The organism is Actinoplanes sp. NPDC048988 (assembly GCF_043197815.1).
GTDB lineage: Bacteria > Actinomycetota > Actinomycetes > Mycobacteriales > Micromonosporaceae > Actinoplanes.
On sequence record NZ_JBICTW010000004.1, the window covers coordinates 496,483 to 510,182 of the forward strand.

General features: G+C 68.8%; 19 protein-coding genes. 10 read left to right on the forward strand and 9 right to left on the reverse strand.

What is annotated here, in order from left to right:
* Positions 1 to 24 precede the first annotated feature (24 nt).
* Positions 25 to 720: an NAD-dependent deacylase gene (locus ACGFJ7_RS16660; RefSeq protein WP_360240188.1), complete on the reverse strand. Its 696-nt coding sequence runs from the start codon at positions 718 to 720 to the stop codon at positions 25 to 27.
* Positions 721 to 836: 116 nt separating this feature from the next.
* Here ACGFJ7_RS16660 and ACGFJ7_RS16665 point away from each other — a divergent pair, with 116 nt between their 5' ends.
* A complete protein-coding gene (locus tag ACGFJ7_RS16665) occupies positions 837 to 1,877 on the forward strand; it encodes a lytic polysaccharide monooxygenase (protein WP_392642627.1) in 1,041 nt (346 codons plus the stop codon).
* 153 nt (positions 1,878 to 2,030) lie between these two features.
* Here the strand turns inward: ACGFJ7_RS16665 and ACGFJ7_RS16670 are convergent, their stop codons facing one another.
* Positions 2,031 to 2,969 (reverse strand): ribose-phosphate pyrophosphokinase, encoded by a 939-nt coding sequence (locus ACGFJ7_RS16670; protein ID WP_360240191.1) that lies wholly within the window; start codon positions 2,967 to 2,969, stop codon positions 2,031 to 2,033.
* Positions 2,970 to 3,038: 69 nt separating this feature from the next.
* On the opposite strand from ACGFJ7_RS16670, the gene ACGFJ7_RS16675 reads away from it, so the two are divergent.
* The gene (locus ACGFJ7_RS16675) at positions 3,039 to 3,881 is read left to right on the forward strand and encodes an ATP-binding cassette domain-containing protein (protein ID WP_360240194.1); all 843 of its coding nucleotides are present in this window, start codon (positions 3,039 to 3,041) and stop codon (positions 3,879 to 3,881) included.
* Positions 3,882 to 4,956: 1,075 nt separating this feature from the next.
* Here the strand turns inward: ACGFJ7_RS16675 and ACGFJ7_RS16680 are convergent.
* Entirely contained in the window at positions 4,957 to 5,340 is a 384-nt protein-coding gene (locus ACGFJ7_RS16680; protein WP_392642628.1) for a hypothetical protein, read from the reverse strand.
* Positions 5,341 to 5,630: 290 nt separating this feature from the next.
* Between ACGFJ7_RS16680 and ACGFJ7_RS16685 the strand changes: the two genes are divergently transcribed.
* A complete protein-coding gene (locus ACGFJ7_RS16685) occupies positions 5,631 to 6,035 on the forward strand; it encodes a hypothetical protein (protein WP_360240200.1) in 405 nt (134 codons plus the stop codon).
* A 252-nt stretch (positions 6,036 to 6,287) separates the two neighbouring features.
* On the opposite strand, the gene ACGFJ7_RS16690 is transcribed toward ACGFJ7_RS16685, so the two are convergent.
* Genes ACGFJ7_RS16690 through ACGFJ7_RS16700 form a run of 3 tightly spaced genes read right to left on the reverse strand, consistent with a single transcriptional unit; the run spans position 6,288 to position 8,129 of the window.
* Positions 6,288 to 7,103, reverse strand: coding sequence for a hypothetical protein (locus ACGFJ7_RS16690; protein ID WP_392642629.1), 816 nt, complete (start codon positions 7,101 to 7,103; stop codon positions 6,288 to 6,290).
* Positions 7,100 to 7,387: a hypothetical protein gene (locus ACGFJ7_RS16695; protein ID WP_360240206.1), complete on the reverse strand. Its 288-nt coding sequence runs from the start codon at positions 7,385 to 7,387 to the stop codon at positions 7,100 to 7,102. The genes ACGFJ7_RS16690 and ACGFJ7_RS16695 overlap by 4 nt, the downstream gene beginning before the upstream one ends.
* A 43-nt stretch (positions 7,388 to 7,430) precedes the next feature.
* A complete protein-coding gene (locus ACGFJ7_RS16700; RefSeq protein WP_360240209.1) occupies positions 7,431 to 8,129 on the reverse strand; it encodes a nicotinamide mononucleotide transporter family protein in 699 nt (232 codons plus the stop codon).
* 47 nt (positions 8,130 to 8,176) lie between these two features.
* Between ACGFJ7_RS16700 and ACGFJ7_RS16705 the strand changes: the two genes are divergently transcribed.
* From ACGFJ7_RS16705 to ACGFJ7_RS16715, 3 genes are read left to right on the forward strand one after another with little or no spacing between them, the layout of a single operon-like run.
* Positions 8,177 to 9,166 (forward strand): magnesium transporter CorA family protein, encoded by a 990-nt coding sequence (locus ACGFJ7_RS16705; protein ID WP_360240212.1) that lies wholly within the window; start codon positions 8,177 to 8,179, stop codon positions 9,164 to 9,166.
* Between the two features lie 9 nt (positions 9,167 to 9,175).
* Positions 9,176 to 9,832, forward strand: coding sequence for an ATP-binding cassette domain-containing protein (locus tag ACGFJ7_RS16710; RefSeq protein WP_360240215.1), 657 nt, complete (start codon positions 9,176 to 9,178; stop codon positions 9,830 to 9,832).
* Positions 9,829 to 10,497, forward strand: coding sequence for a hypothetical protein (locus ACGFJ7_RS16715; RefSeq protein WP_392642630.1), 669 nt, complete (start codon positions 9,829 to 9,831; stop codon positions 10,495 to 10,497). The genes ACGFJ7_RS16710 and ACGFJ7_RS16715 overlap by 4 nt, the downstream gene beginning before the upstream one ends.
* A 3-nt stretch (positions 10,498 to 10,500) precedes the next feature.
* Here ACGFJ7_RS16715 and ACGFJ7_RS16720 read toward each other — a convergent pair whose 3' ends face one another.
* Complete coding sequence (locus tag ACGFJ7_RS16720) at positions 10,501 to 10,761, reverse strand: hypothetical protein (protein ID WP_392642631.1); 261 nt, start codon at positions 10,759 to 10,761, stop codon at positions 10,501 to 10,503.
* A 92-nt stretch (positions 10,762 to 10,853) separates the two neighbouring features.
* Between ACGFJ7_RS16720 and ACGFJ7_RS16725 the strand changes: the two genes are divergently transcribed.
* On the forward strand, positions 10,854 to 11,471 hold the full coding sequence (locus ACGFJ7_RS16725) for a DUF6518 family protein (RefSeq protein WP_360240221.1): 618 nt from the start codon (positions 10,854 to 10,856) through the stop codon (positions 11,469 to 11,471).
* Between the two features lie 11 nt (positions 11,472 to 11,482).
* Here ACGFJ7_RS16725 and ACGFJ7_RS16730 read toward each other — a convergent pair whose 3' ends face one another.
* Entirely contained in the window at positions 11,483 to 12,127 is a 645-nt protein-coding gene (locus ACGFJ7_RS16730; protein WP_392642632.1) for a DUF6308 family protein, read from the reverse strand.
* 21 nt (positions 12,128 to 12,148) lie between these two features.
* On the opposite strand from ACGFJ7_RS16730, the gene ACGFJ7_RS16735 reads away from it, so the two are divergent.
* The gene (locus tag ACGFJ7_RS16735) at positions 12,149 to 12,523 is read left to right on the forward strand and encodes a hypothetical protein (protein ID WP_392642633.1); all 375 of its coding nucleotides are present in this window, start codon (positions 12,149 to 12,151) and stop codon (positions 12,521 to 12,523) included.
* Positions 12,524 to 12,800: 277 nt separating this feature from the next.
* Here ACGFJ7_RS16735 and ACGFJ7_RS16740 read toward each other — a convergent pair whose 3' ends face one another.
* Complete coding sequence (locus ACGFJ7_RS16740; RefSeq protein WP_360240230.1) at positions 12,801 to 12,959, reverse strand: hypothetical protein; 159 nt, start codon at positions 12,957 to 12,959, stop codon at positions 12,801 to 12,803.
* An 86-nt stretch (positions 12,960 to 13,045) separates the two neighbouring features.
* On the opposite strand from ACGFJ7_RS16740, the gene ACGFJ7_RS16745 reads away from it, so the two are divergent.
* Both ACGFJ7_RS16745 and ACGFJ7_RS16750 read left to right on the forward strand, forming a co-directional pair.
* Positions 13,046 to 13,351, forward strand: a complete 306-nt coding sequence (locus ACGFJ7_RS16745; protein WP_392642634.1) for an NmrA family NAD(P)-binding protein — start codon at positions 13,046 to 13,048, stop codon at positions 13,349 to 13,351.
* Complete coding sequence (locus tag ACGFJ7_RS16750; protein WP_392642738.1) at positions 13,294 to 13,668, forward strand: NAD(P)H-binding protein; 375 nt, start codon at positions 13,294 to 13,296, stop codon at positions 13,666 to 13,668. Before ACGFJ7_RS16745 ends, ACGFJ7_RS16750 begins: the two co-directional genes overlap by 58 nt.
* Positions 13,669 to 13,700: the final 32 nt, after the last annotated feature.

Here is a 13,700-nt window from a genome sequence, read left to right on the forward strand (position 1 = left end):
GCTTGGTGGCGGTTCGCCAGGTTTTTACCCTGTGGCTTCCCTGAGGATCGCCGGCAACAGGGTGGCCGCTGTGCCCCGCAGGTTCACCGTGGCCACCTCGTCGAGCGGCGTCGCCAGCGGGTTGACCTGGATCACGGCGGCGCCGTTCCCGGCGGCCACGTGCGGGATCTCGGCCGCCGGGTAGACCAGGCCGGACGTGCCCACGGTGATCAGCAGGTCGCAGGCTTCGGCCGCCTGGACCGCCCTGGTCAGGGCCGCGGCCGGCAACTGCTCGCCGAACCAGACGACGCCGGGACGGGACCGTCCGCCGCACTCGGCGCAGGCCGGGCCGGTCGTGGCGCGCCCGCAGTCGAAGCAGCGCGGGGCGAACAGGCTGCCGTGCAGGTGGATCGGATCGGGCGAGCCGGCGCGCTCGTGCAGGTCGTCGACGTTCTGAGTGATCAGGGTGCCGCCGATTGCCGCGACCGCCTCGTGGCCGGCGTGGGGAGTGGCCTTCTCGACGGCGGCGCGGCGCGCCTCGTACCAGCTCCAGACCAGCTCGGGGTCTTTCTCGAAGGCCTCGGGGGTGGCCAGTTCCTCGGGGCTGAACCGCGCCCACAGCCCGGTCATGGCGTCCCGGAAGGTGGGGATGCCACTCTCGGCCGACATGCCGGCGCCGGTGAAGACGACGACCCTCTCGGCCTCGGAGAGCAGGCGAGCGGCGGCGCCGACGGATTCCACGCGTTGACATTAGTCGATTCACCAGTCAGGGTGAGGTCCACGCGCCGGCATCCCCCGCGGAGACAGAGGGCAGTCCTCCGCCGAGCTTCTTCCGACACCGCGGAGCACGAGCCCTCATGCGTACGAAATCCTTGATAGTCAGCGCGATGGCCGGCGTCCTCATCGCCGCCGTCGCCCTCCTCGCCCCGTCCGGTCCCGCCTCGGCCCACGGCAACGTGACCGGGCCCGCGTCCCGTAACTACGGCTGCTACGAACGCTGGGGCAGCAAGTTCCAGGACCCGGCGATGGCCACCCTCGACCCGATGTGCTGGCAGGCGTGGCAGGCCGACCCGAACGCCATGTGGAACTGGAACGGCCTGTTCCGCGAGGGCGTGGCCGGCAACCACCAGGCCGCCATCCCCGACGGGCAGCTGTGCAGCGCCGGGCACACCCAGAGCGGCCGCTACAACGCGATGGACGCCGTGGGCGACTGGCAGGCGGCGAACATCGGCAATTCCTTCGACGTACGCCTCTTCGACGGCGCCCGCCACGGCGCCGACTACATCTGGGTGTACGTGACCAAGCCCGGCTTCGACCCGACGACCCAGGCGCTGAAGTGGTCCGACCTGGAGAAGGTGGCCGAGATCGGCAACACCCCGGCCGCGCAGTGGCCGGAGCAGCTGAGCAACGGCGTGGCGATCAGCGCGCCGGTACGCCTGTCGGGCCGCAGCGGCCGGGCCATGGTCTACACGATCTGGCAGGCCAGCCACCTCGACCAGTCCTACTACTTCTGCAGCGACGTGAACTTCGGTGGCACCACCACCACGCCTCCTCCGACCACCCCGCCCCCGACCACCCCGCCCCCGACCACTCCGCCGCCTTCCGGGGCTTGCTCGGCGACCTACTCGGTGAGCAGCCAGTGGCAGGGCGGATATCAGGGCACCGTGACGGTGACGGCCGGTTCGGCCGCGATCAGCGGCTGGCGCGTGACCCTGACGTACCCGTCGGCGGTCTCGGTCCAGCAAGGCTGGAACGCCACGGTCAGCGCCAGCGGCTCCACGGTGACCGCGACCAATGCCTCCTACAACGGCTCCCTGGCCGCCGGCGCCTCGACGTCGTTCGGCTTCATCAACTCGGGCGCCCCGGCGACACCGACGGCAACCTGCGGCACCACCTAGCGCTCACCCTCCAACGGAGTTACATTCATCGATGGGAGCGCTCCCACTTCACTCTCGGCATCTCGGCGAAAGGAGCTGAGTTCGACCCGGCGGATGAACATGTGCTCGCGGGGGACGGAGTCTTGCCCTCCCCGTCCCCCTCCATCCGCGCGCTCACCCGAAGAGCGCGCTCACCGACTCACCGTTGTGGATGCGGCGCATCGCCTCGGCCAGCGCCGGAGCCACCGACAGCACGGTCAGCTTGTCGGTCTGATTGGCGGCCGGGATCGGGACCGTGTTCGTACAGACGATCTCCTCGATGTCCTTCTCGGCCGACAGCCGCTGCACGGCGTCCGCCGCGAACAACCCGTGCGTGCAGGCCACCCGCACACTGTTGACGTCGCGCTCGCGCAGCCGGTCCAGCAGCTCGAAGACCGTGCTGCCCTTGGCGATCTCGTCGTCCAGCACGATCACGTCCTTGCCGGCCACGTCACCGATCACCGCGCTGATCACGACCTTGTCGTCGGCGAACCGCTGCTTCGCGCCGGCCGCCACCCCCACGCCCAGAAGCCGGGCGAACGCCGCCGCCTCCTTGGCGTTGCCGAGATCGGGTGAGACCACGACCGTGTTGCTCAGGTCGTACCCCCGGAAGTGGTCGGCCAGCTCCCGCAGCGCGTGCAGATGATCGACCGGGATGCTGAAGAAACCGTGCACCTGCGGCGAGTGCAGCGTCATGGCCAGCACCCGGTTCGCGCCCGCCGTCGTCAGCAAGTCGGCCACCAGCCGGCCGCCGATCGAGATGCGCGGCGCGTCCTTCTTGTCACTGCGGGCGTACGCGTAATGCGGCATCACCACCGTGATGCGCCCGGCCGAGGCGCCGCGGGCCGCGTCCAGCATGAACAGCAGCTCGACCAGGTTCTCCTGGGTCGGCGGCACCAGCGGCTGGATCAGGAAGACGTCCCGTTCGCGGCAGTTGCCCTGCAACTGCACCTCGATGGCGTCGTTGGCGAACCTCGATGTCTTGGTCGGCAGCAGCGGCACACCGAGGTGGTGGCAGATCTCGGCGGCGAGTTCGGTATGGGCGGATCCGGAGAAAACGGCGATGTCGCGCACGCGCACACCCTAGAATGCGGCCGTGTAGCGGGTCGTCACCAGCCCGCGTTCTTCAGTAGCGTGTGGCCCATGAACGGACTCGCCGTCGCCTGCCGCCGCGTCGTGCACATCTACCGGGCCGAGGCCGGCGACGTGGTCGCCCTGGCCGGCGTCGACCTGTCCATCGCGCCCGGCGAGACCATCGCGCTGGTCGGGCCGTCCGGATCCGGCAAGTCCACACTGATCGCCCTGCTGGCCGGCCTGATGCGGCCCTCGGCCGGGCGGATCAACATCGGCACGTACGACATGGGAAAGCTCTCCGACGGCGAGGTGAGCCGCCTGCGCGGCACGGAGATCGGCGTGGTCCTGCAGGGCGCCGCCCGCAACCTGCTGCCGTACGCGTCGCTGCACCGCAACATCTGGCTGGCCCAGCGCCGCGCCGCGCACACCCGCGGCATCACCCTGGACGACCCCGACCGCATCCTCGACCTGGTCGGCCTGCCCGGCCAGGGCCGCCAGCGCCTGTCCGACCTGACCCCGGGCGGCCGGCAGCGAGCGGCCCTGGCCGTCGGCATAGCCACCGGCCCCGGCCTGCTCCTGGTCGACGAGCCGACAAGCCGCCTCGACACGGCCGGCCGCGACGAGGTGCTGGCCGCCATGGAAACGGTGAACGCCGAACGCCAGACCACCATCGTCGTGGTCACCCACGACAACGAGGTCGGCGCCCGCCTGGGCCGAGCCGTGACCATCCGCGACGGCCGCGTCGGCGCCGAGGGCCGCGACGGCCAGGACTTCGCGGTGGTCGCCGGCGACGGCACGGTCCAGCTCCCACCCGAGGTCCTGGGCAGCTACCCACCCGGCACCCTCTTCACCGTCCAGCACATCGACGGCGAGGTAACACTGGTCCCCGGCGGAACCGAACACGTCGCCTAGCAACTCCGAAGCGCCGCCGCCGACCGGGTCCGCACGGGCGCCGTTCAGCCGTCCTGCGGGACGCAACGCGTACGAGCCTCAGATCGAGGACCTGACGCCCCGCCCTGCTGACCCATCGCTCTTCTCGACCCCCACCCGGACACCGTGGAGTCGGTGGCCGACGTCGGCGCGGTGGAAGGAACTGGCCAAGTAGCCAACGGTAGCTACTTGCGGGTTGTGAGCCGGGCGCTGCGGCGTCCCCCCGCATCCGACCCTCAGGCGCTCCGCCTCGGCCCGCGCAGCCGCCGCCTCCGAGCGGGCTCGATAACGATCTTCGTCGAAAACCAGGACGCCGGCCAAGCCGTCCAACGCCTGAGCCACAGCTGCCCGCCAGTCGGCCAAGTCATACAGGTCTGCCGGATCCTCCGGCCGCATCTTCCGGACCCGGCGAAGCTCACGGGCGGCAGCTTTCAAGGGTTCGACCATCGACAGTCTTCTCGTGTGCTCGTGTCCCAACGACTCGATCCGGATCATTCCAGCGGCGAATGCCCAACGGCAAGGCCTCTATCCGGCACGGGGACCTCGCGTTGGCCTACCGCATTTTCGTCGAGACGAGCACGCGTCAGGCTGAACGCGGCACGCCCCGCAGCGCGCGACGGCTCTCCGCCCGGCCACCGCGTACGGTCCGCGGCTACGCGAGGGGGTCGAGATGCGATGGCCTGGTGACCTGCGCAGATTACCAGTATTGTCGCGAGGCGCGCCGGGCAGATGCGGATGGGAAAGTCCGTTACCAGCATTTACTGCTGACGACCGCAAGGTATGAGCCGGTTCGAGTCCGGTAGCCCGGCGCGCCCGGACCACGGCAGGTAAGTGAGCGCTCGCTGCGGACGGCGGCCGTCCTCGAATGCGGTAATCACACGCCACATACCCGGTAACGACCGGGTGGCAGTCGCCGTCGTGAGGTTCACCCGAGCGACACCGCCACCCTGGTACGCAGCCCTTGCCCCGCCGCTCACTTTCGTCACACCTGCCGCACTTATATGCGGCATGAGAGTGTGCCGCCGCAGGTCGATCGGCAGTACTCGACAACCCGCCGCTACTTTGCTTGCCCGCATCCGGATTCCTCAAGCTTGCAGCTGAAGACCACCTCTTCGACCCCGGGTAATTGCTTCATGTCGGCCTTGAACGTTCCGGCCTTCAACTGGTCGTAAACGTCGAAGTCCTTCGTGAGGACCTTGTAGGTCTGCGGGGCACCCGCCGGAAGAGTCTGCAGGTCCGGCGGCCACGAGCTGACCGACGCGACGCCCGGTGTAGCTTGCAAGCGCTGCTCGATGTTCTGCTTATCGACCGAAGTGACGTCCTGCTTTAGCAGGACCCAGATGGGGCTCACCGGGTCAATCCCTGGATCACCATAGGTCGGCTCGCCTGTGCAACCGGCCAGGCCGATTAACAACATCACCGCGATGATCACTTTTCGCATTACGGCAGTCTATGGGGATGGAGAACCCACGAGTGGCCACGGGCGTCAGCCTTGGCCGCCCGGGAGGTGGTGTTGCGTCCAGCCGAGGCAGACGCCGGCGAGGTGGTTTGCGCGCCCCGCCGGCAGCAAAGGCGTCGAAGGGCCTTCACCATCTGCGGCATCGTGGGCGCCTCCCGGAATCCTCGGCGAGCGCCGGTGGCCCACGAGACCTGTTGCGCGCCCGACAGGGACCGAATACGCGTGCGATTTGCGGCAAATGAGGGCGCTAGAGACCTACCCTGCCTTCAGATGTGAGGCACGATCACGGCGGACAGGACGGCGGCAACATGGCGGATTTGGTTAAGGATTTCCTGTGGTCGGGCATCGAAGATTTCACCGGGCTGTGGGACGCCGCCTCTATCGCGAAGGCCGTCGAGGGGCTCCTGTCGCTTGAGACGGCTCGCGACCGGGCCCGAGCCGTCCTGGAGTATCTACTGGCCGAAGAACTTGTCGACCTCTACGTGTTCCGCGGGCTACCACAGAACGACGCCGTACCGGTTGCTCTGGAGCAGCAAGCTGGGCTGTTGCGCGACGTCCGGCATTGGTCAGCACCCGGAAAGGAAGATGATGTCTCCGTATGGTTCGACACCACAGAAAAGGGCTTCGAGTGGTATTGCGAGCTTTACAACGGAGGTGTTCTTCTGTACCGAAAATGACGCAACAGAATGCGGTCACCCGTTTTCCGACGCACTCAACTCGGCATTAGAGTGCACCCGATCACGGCCTAAAGGGGCCGTTCTTATACCGCCCGCCGCTTCAGCCAGGCGGACGATTGCCACCATCGGAGAACACTTCCGTTGCGCACGATCCGCTGGGGCGCGGCGAGCCGGGTCACGCGACCGAGGTCGAGAGCCTGTTCGGCGCTGCCGACTTCGACCGGCGGGATGTGGGCGGCGCTGGCCGGATGTCTAACGGTCGAGGGCGGACAAGTGCTGTTCGCGTTGGACGCGGGCTCGGCTGGAAGCGTCGCCTCGTAGGGACTCGTCCTGGGCTCGGGCGGCGAGCAAGGACTGCTCGGCTCGGGCGCGGAGCAGGCGGGACGCGGTCTCGCGGTCGTGGGCGGGCAGGCCGGTGGCGGTGGCGATGAGGTCGGGCTGTTCGGTGATGAGGCGGTCCTGGATCAGTGGGTGCAGGCTCTGCCACCATTCGGCGCGGTGTCTGGGGGTCCAGGCGGTCAGGGTCGGGCCGTCGATCTGCGGGCTGTCCGGGAGCTTGTCGGCCGGGCCGAAGTCCTCGCGGTAGCTGTTGCGGGCCAGGATCGCGGTCGCGCGCTGGTCGGCCTCGTCGGCGCGGGCCAGGATCTGGGCGATCTGCTGGGCGTACGCGTCGATGGTGGCCTGGGTGACCGCGCCGGTGAGGGCGAGCGGGACCGTGATCTCGCCGGCGGCCAGGTCGATCTCGAGGCCGTGGCCGTGGGCCTCGGTGACCAGCTGGCCGAGCAGGCGGCGGCACTGGTCCAGGTCGTCGGCGAACTCGCGGGCGGCGACGGCGGTGGCGACGCAGTTGTCGTGGGCGTTGCCGAGGCGTACCCGCAAGCGAACGCCTTTGTCCCGGGCCAGCTGGGCGGCGTCGCCGGAGAACCAGTGGTCCTCGAGGTCGCTGGTGCGCAGGGTGAGGTCTTCCACGGCGCGGTCGATGCGCAGCGCGAGCCGCCTCCACTGCTCGGCGACACCCCGGACCGCCGCCAGGTCGGCCCGCAGCAGCGCCGGCAAGCTGATGGTCACGGCATCCTCCCGGCCGACCGTTCGTCGGCGACCAGGTAGGCCAGCGCCGACGTGCGGAGTTCCACACCGTACGCCCGGACCTCGCCGGCCAATTGGCCGAGCGTGACCTCCCAGTCGAAGCCCGACTGGGAGAGCCGGGACGGGCACATGAGCGAGCCTTCGACGGCCTCGCCGGCCCGCATGGCCCACCCGTGGATTCCGGCGGCGTCGGCGGCGAGCCGGTCGCCCACCTCGGCCACCTCGTCGCCGTCTCGCATCAGCGCGGGCACGTTCATGCCGGTCATAGGTTTACCCTCCGTGTCTTTGTCACTACGGAAGGTACAAAAGCTATGCCAGTACGGGGGTGGGGTGCGGCTCGGTGCGCGTCAGGCGCAGCCAGACCACGAAACCCCAGATCACGAACGCGGCGTACACCGCGTACAGAACGGCCGAGGGGTAGTACTTGAAATGCAGTAGTTCGGGTACGCCGACCAGGTCCACCGCGATCCAGCACAGCCAGAACTCGACCCAGCCGCGGGCCATGGCGTACGTGGCCAGCATCGAACCGACGAAGATCCACGAGTCGGCCAGGTAGTACCACCACGGGACCGGGAAGCCGGCGCCGACCGCGCGGAAGACGAAGAAACAGACCAGCACCGCGACGAGCGCCCCACCCCCGTACAAAAGCCTCTGTCTCGGTGTCGCCCAATGGGGTGTGACAGCGGTGCCGTGGGTGCGGACCCGGTTGTTGTGCCACCGCCACCAGCCGTACACGCTGGCGATCAGGAAGAAGACCTGCCGGGCGGCCTGGCCGTACAGCGGGGTGCCCTGATCGTTGCCGATCGCCTGGCCCGTGAAGACCGTGAACAGCAACACGTTGCCCACGATGCCGACCGGCCAGGCCCAGGCGTTGCGGCGCAGGCCGAACAGGGCCGAGCCCAGTCCGAAGGCGTTGCCGAGGATCTCGCGGTAATAGATCGCCTGGTCGGCGGTCACCTGCCATTTGGCGGTGTACAGGGTGGTCAGCGCATGATCGAGCCAGGTCACGGCTCATGGTAAGTGGGAATCCCGCACCGCCGGGGCATAGTGGCAGTGTGACCTCCCCCGCCACCGCCACCCGCCTCTACGAGGACGGCAAGGTCGTCGCCGAGAATTTCCCGTGCGAGGACGGCCCCGCCATGCTCGACCAGCACCCGGGTGCGGTGCTCTGGGTCGACCTGCTCCAGCCGGAAGCGGCCGACCTCCAGTCGATCGCCGGTGTCTTCAACCTGCACCCGCTCGCGGTCGAGGACGCCCTCGAGAACCATGAGCGGCCCAAGCTCGACCGCTATCCCAACCACATCTTCCTCAACGTGTACGGGGTCGACGTCGCGACCGGAAACCCGGCCACCTTCGGCAAGACCGAACTCAGCGTCTTCGTCACCGACCGCGCCCTGATCACCGTACGGAAATCGGACAGCGACACCACCCGGCTCGTCCAGCGGTGGGACGCCAACGCCGACCTCGGCAAGGGCGGCGGCGTGGCGTTCCTGCTGTACGGCCTGCTCGACGTCGTCGTCGACGGGCACTACGCGGCCACCCAGCAGCTCGACGCGTCGATGGACAGTGTGGAGGACGCGCTGCTGGAGGAGGGCGGCGCGCCCCGGCCGGTCCGGGTGCGGGCCATGGACCTCCGCAAGATAATCGCGGCCCTGCGCCGGGCCATCGCGCCCATGCCCGAGCTGGTCGGCCAGGCCATGCGGGCCGACCTCGGGCTCGTCGACGAACATCTGATGCCGTACTACCGCGACGTCGAGGACCACGCCAAACACACCGTCGACCAGGTCGAGCACTTGCGCGATCGCATCGAGGGGCTGCTGCAGGCCGACCTCGCCGAGCAGGGCAACGTGCTCAACGACGTCACCCGCAAACTGGCCGCCTGGGCCGCGATCGTGGCCGTGCCGACCGCGGTGACCGGCTACTTCGGGCAGAACCTGCCCTATCCGGGTTACGACCGTTTCTGGGGCTTCCTGCTGAGCACCGCCCTCATCGTCGCGATTTCCGGCGGGCTGTACGTCTCCCTGAAGCGCCGTGGCTGGCTGTAGCCTCCCCTGATGACGACGCTCCGGGTGGAAGAGGCGGACATCGCCTGGGACAGCGAGGCCCCCGTGCTGCGCGGCGTCACCGTGCAAGCCGAACCGGGCGAGATCCTGGCCGTGACGGGAACCTCGGGCGCGGGGAAGACGACGCTGCTCAGCGCGATGGCCGGCCTGCTGCCGCCGGTCACCGGCCTGGTGCTGGCCGACGGTGAGAAGGTCACCGACCGCGACCAGGCGGTGCGACTGGGCATCGTGCTGATCCCGCAGGACAACGGCCTGGCCGCCATCCTCACCGCGGCCGAGAACATCTCGGTGGCGGTGATCGCCACCGGCGGCACCCCGGCCGAGGCCCGCCGCCGCACGGCCGAGTCGCTGGAGCCCCTGGGCCTCTCGGCGCAGGCGAACCAGCTCATCGAGGAGCTGTCGGGCGGCCAGCAGCAGCGCACCGCGATCGCCCGCGGCCTGGCCCTGCGTGGCGACGTCCTGCTGGCCGACGAGATCACCAGCGAACTCGACGCGGCCAACCGCCAGCGCGTGCTCGAACTGCTGAAAGCGGAAGCCGCCCGAGGCGTGGCCGTCGTCTTCGCCACCCACGACCCGGAGGCGGCCGCGGCCTGCGACCGCGAACTCCACCTCGCCGACGGCGAGGCGGTCTGGGCCCGCCCCCGGTGACGGTTCACGAGCTGGCGCGCGCCCTGCCGGACATCGCGGTGCTGCGGGACCGGTGTCGAGCGCTGGCGACGCTGGAGGCGATCATCGAGCCGGATTGGGAGTACAGGTACTACTCGTTCGATTCGCGATGGTCGCCGGGCGAAGAGATGGCCGCCATGAGCAACGGAGCCGGCGACGAATGGTCGATCGTGTTCTCGCCGGCCGGCGCGTTCGTCCGGGGCTTCGACCACGAGTCGCCGATGAGCCCGGCCGGCAACGACGACGAGCTGTGGCCGGGCCTGGTCGACACGGTGCCCGAGGTCTTCTCGGCCTGCGTGGCCGAGCCGGCGTTCAGCTTCGACGGCGTGCTGAAGGCGACGGTGTGCCTGTGGCGGCAGCACGCTGACGAGCGCTGGCACACCGGAGAGCTCGTCTTCCCGGCCGGCGACGATCCCGACGGCGCCGGGTGGTTGTTCCAGGGTCTCGTCGAGGGCAGCCCGGAGGCGTACCAGAAATTCGCCGAGGACTACCACGAGAGGCCGGTGGACCTGGCGGCCGTCGCCGAGATCTTCGCGATGCGCCCGCTCACCGACGACCTGGTGCGCCGTCTGAACGCCGATCTCAGGCTCGCTGATCTCGCCAAAGATCTCGCCGAGATCGGCTGCTCTTCATGGTCGGCTGGGTGAGGTTCATTCGATGACGTTGCCGTAGGGATATCCGATCCACGGACCGGTTCCCAAGGGTGGGCAACGGTCGTCCATCGCCTTCTTGACCACCACGTAGTCCGCGGGAGCGCGTCGATACATCAGGTCCACGAGGTGGATGTCCGACTCGACCCGGCCGTCCTCCCAGCGGGCGTCATAGCGCACCACCCGCCTGGGGCGGCGCAGCCACCTCGACTTCTCCAGCCGCGCGGTGGCCCGGAAGGCAGTGGGGTTCTCGTCTTTCACGACCGCGGTCTGCCTTTCGGTGGATCGCCGGGCCGTGTGGTCTGTCCGCGGTTCGATGTGCCGGGCTCCTCGGCTTCCTACGATCAGCGATCATGGCAATCAACCGGAACGTGGCCGTAGTGGCTCCCGTCGCGGGCGTGCTTCTGGGCGTTCTCGACTTCGTATGGATCAAGTATGTGCCCTTTCCGTTCGGCGGGCTGGGCAACTCCGTGGCCGTCTGGGCCGTGGTGGCGTTCCTGCTCACCTTCCGCAGCCGGTGGACGTTGCCGGTAGGCATCCTCGGCGCGGTCGTCTGCCTGGTCCTGGCCGTACCGAGCTACTACCTCGCCGCCACGCTCATCCAGAACGACGCCCCGGCGAACATGTACAACGCAACCGCGTTGCTCTGGATGGGTTCGGGCGTGCTGGCCGGCACGGTCTTCGGCGCGGCGGGCGTCCTGGCACGAACCGGCGGCCGTCTCAGCACAGCCGCCGCGGCCATGCCCGGCGCGGTGCTGTTCGCCGAGGCCACGATGCAGCTCAGGCGCATCGGAGACCCGAGCTACCAAACCGCCGACACCATTGAGTACGCCGTCGTCCTGATCGCGGCGGGAGTGGCACTCACCGTGCTGGTGGGCCGGTCCTGGCCCCAGCGCGGACTCGCGCTGCTGCTCGCCCTTCCACTGACCGCCGTCGGATACGTCCTGCTGTCCCTGACCGGATTCCGCTGAGATCCCGGCCGTCACGAGGTGGGTTCGCTGACGCCGGCTTTGGCCCGTGCGGCCTGAGCAGCCCGTGATCGGCTGTGCCGGGTCCAGATCGCCACATCAAGCAGTCGCAGAAGACTCGCCGAGCCGCCGTGGGCGGGCCGGAGTGCTTCGATGCCCTCGCGGAGCGCGTGCGCGCGCAGTGCCGCGGCGAGCGTATCCCAAAACTTGTTCTTCGGTGGCGCGAGCACCCGAAGCACGACACGGTCGTGGATGGGCACGAGGCGAGGTCGTTTACGGGCGAGGAGTTTGCTCGCGATCACCGGGCCGATTCCGGGAAGCTTGCTCAACGAACTGTGCAGGAACGTCGCCGTCTCCAGGACGTCACGCGGAGCGTTCCATAGGTCCACGTCGCCGGGTATGGCGGCGAGCCGGGCCGAGATGTCGCTGTCGGCCGCCAGGAGTCTGCGGACCGCGAGAGGCCGCCACGAGATGTCGAGCAGGGAGGTCGCCAGCAGATCGTCAAGCGTGAGGGCATGGGGCGGATTCTGACCAAGGAGGTCGAACGTAGCGCCGGCGAACGGCCCCTCCGGGTCGAAGTAGCGCTCGACGAGTCGGCCGATGCCAGGAGTCGCGAGCACTTCTTCGATCCGAAGCCGAACGAGTTCTTCAGACTGCATCGCGCGAGCATAGGGCGTTCAATGGCCTTTGTGATCACTGCGAAAGCCGTTTTCGAGGTCGCGCCGCTGGGCGCCTCGTTTGCTCCGCCGTGGCCGGTTGACGTGATAATCCTGATCATCAATGGTGGGCTTCGCCTGCATGACTCGGCGACCGGAAACGTTGTGGTGCCCGGCTGCTGCGCCGGTTTGGAGGACTGGCGTGACTGGGCTGACGCTCTGTCCGGCAGCCCTGTCTGGCTGGGCCACGACCCCGAACCGCAGATCGAGATGATCGGTGACGACCTGCGGATCCGGCAGGACAGCGCACACCGTGACCACGATGCCCCGTCCTACGTCGACGTGCCTCGAGATCTGCTGCCGGCCCTGCTGCTCGACGTTCGGCACGATCTTCGCTAACGCCCCGTTGACCGAACGCGGCCGATTGCGGCTGGCCCCGGTGCGTCGTGGACGACGGCTGGCCGCTGCGCCGGGCCGCGGAATGGCCGAGCCCGCGTCCAACGCGAACAGCACTTGTCCACCCTCGACCGCCAGGCTCCGGCGCCACTTTCGCGGATGGCGAAGGTAAATCTCGCCGGAGACGGAGGCAGGTCGACGCGCAAGGGCGGGGCGTCGCCGCGAGTGCTCAGGCCGGCCGCGGCCGGAGCCCGTCGCAGGCGATCTCGATCATGCGTTGCTATGCGGTGTCGTCACCGTCGCGAGCGGCGCAGTCGGCGATGAGAGCCTTGACGTCGGCACTGTCGGCGTCGCCGCGCACCGCTCCGGCCTGCTGCGCACGGGTGAGCAGGCCCGCCAGGGCCACGTTGAAATTCAGGAGCGCGCGATCGTACGACACGGCATCGGGCCCTCAGGCCCGCAGCGGGCGGGATCCGCTGATGTTGTATCGCACGATCTCCACGCTGCGGACGCCCGGCATCGGCGATGCGGTCCGGGCGGTCCCGGCCAGGTGAGTGGCGAGCTGCGCCTCACGAGAATCCCTTGCGCCTGGCTGTTTTCGGTGCGGCCGGCCGCGCCGACCGCACCGTTGTCGACCACGCCCTCCGACAAGGCCACGAGGTTCGCGCCCTCACCCGCGACCCGGCGGCGGTGGCCAGGACGCTCAACGGCGCTGACGCGCTCGTCAGCACTCTCGCCGGCAGCGGCGAGGCCCCGACATCTGCACCGATGGCATTCGGACAGTGCTGTCCGCCGCAGCCGGCAACGGCCCGCGTCGTCTCATCGTCCTGAGCAACTGCGGGGTCGCGGACAGCCGCCGCCGCACCGCGTACGTCGCCGTGTCGTGGCTGATCGAACGGGCCGCACTCAACGACAAGGAGCAGATGGAAGTATTCATACGGGACACCGCCTGGACCATCGTCCGCGCATCCGTACTCACCACCGGTCCCCGAACCGGCCGCTACCGCACAGGCACCGACCTGCGGCTCTCCTTCACCGCGCGGGTGTCTCGCCCCGACCTGGCGGAGTTCCTGCTCACCGAGCTTCAGCCATCTGGCACCGCCACGCATCCATTGATAGACCCAAATTTATTAGGCGACTTCTGTTGAAAGTTCCGGAGAGCTCTCGTAACATGCGAGTA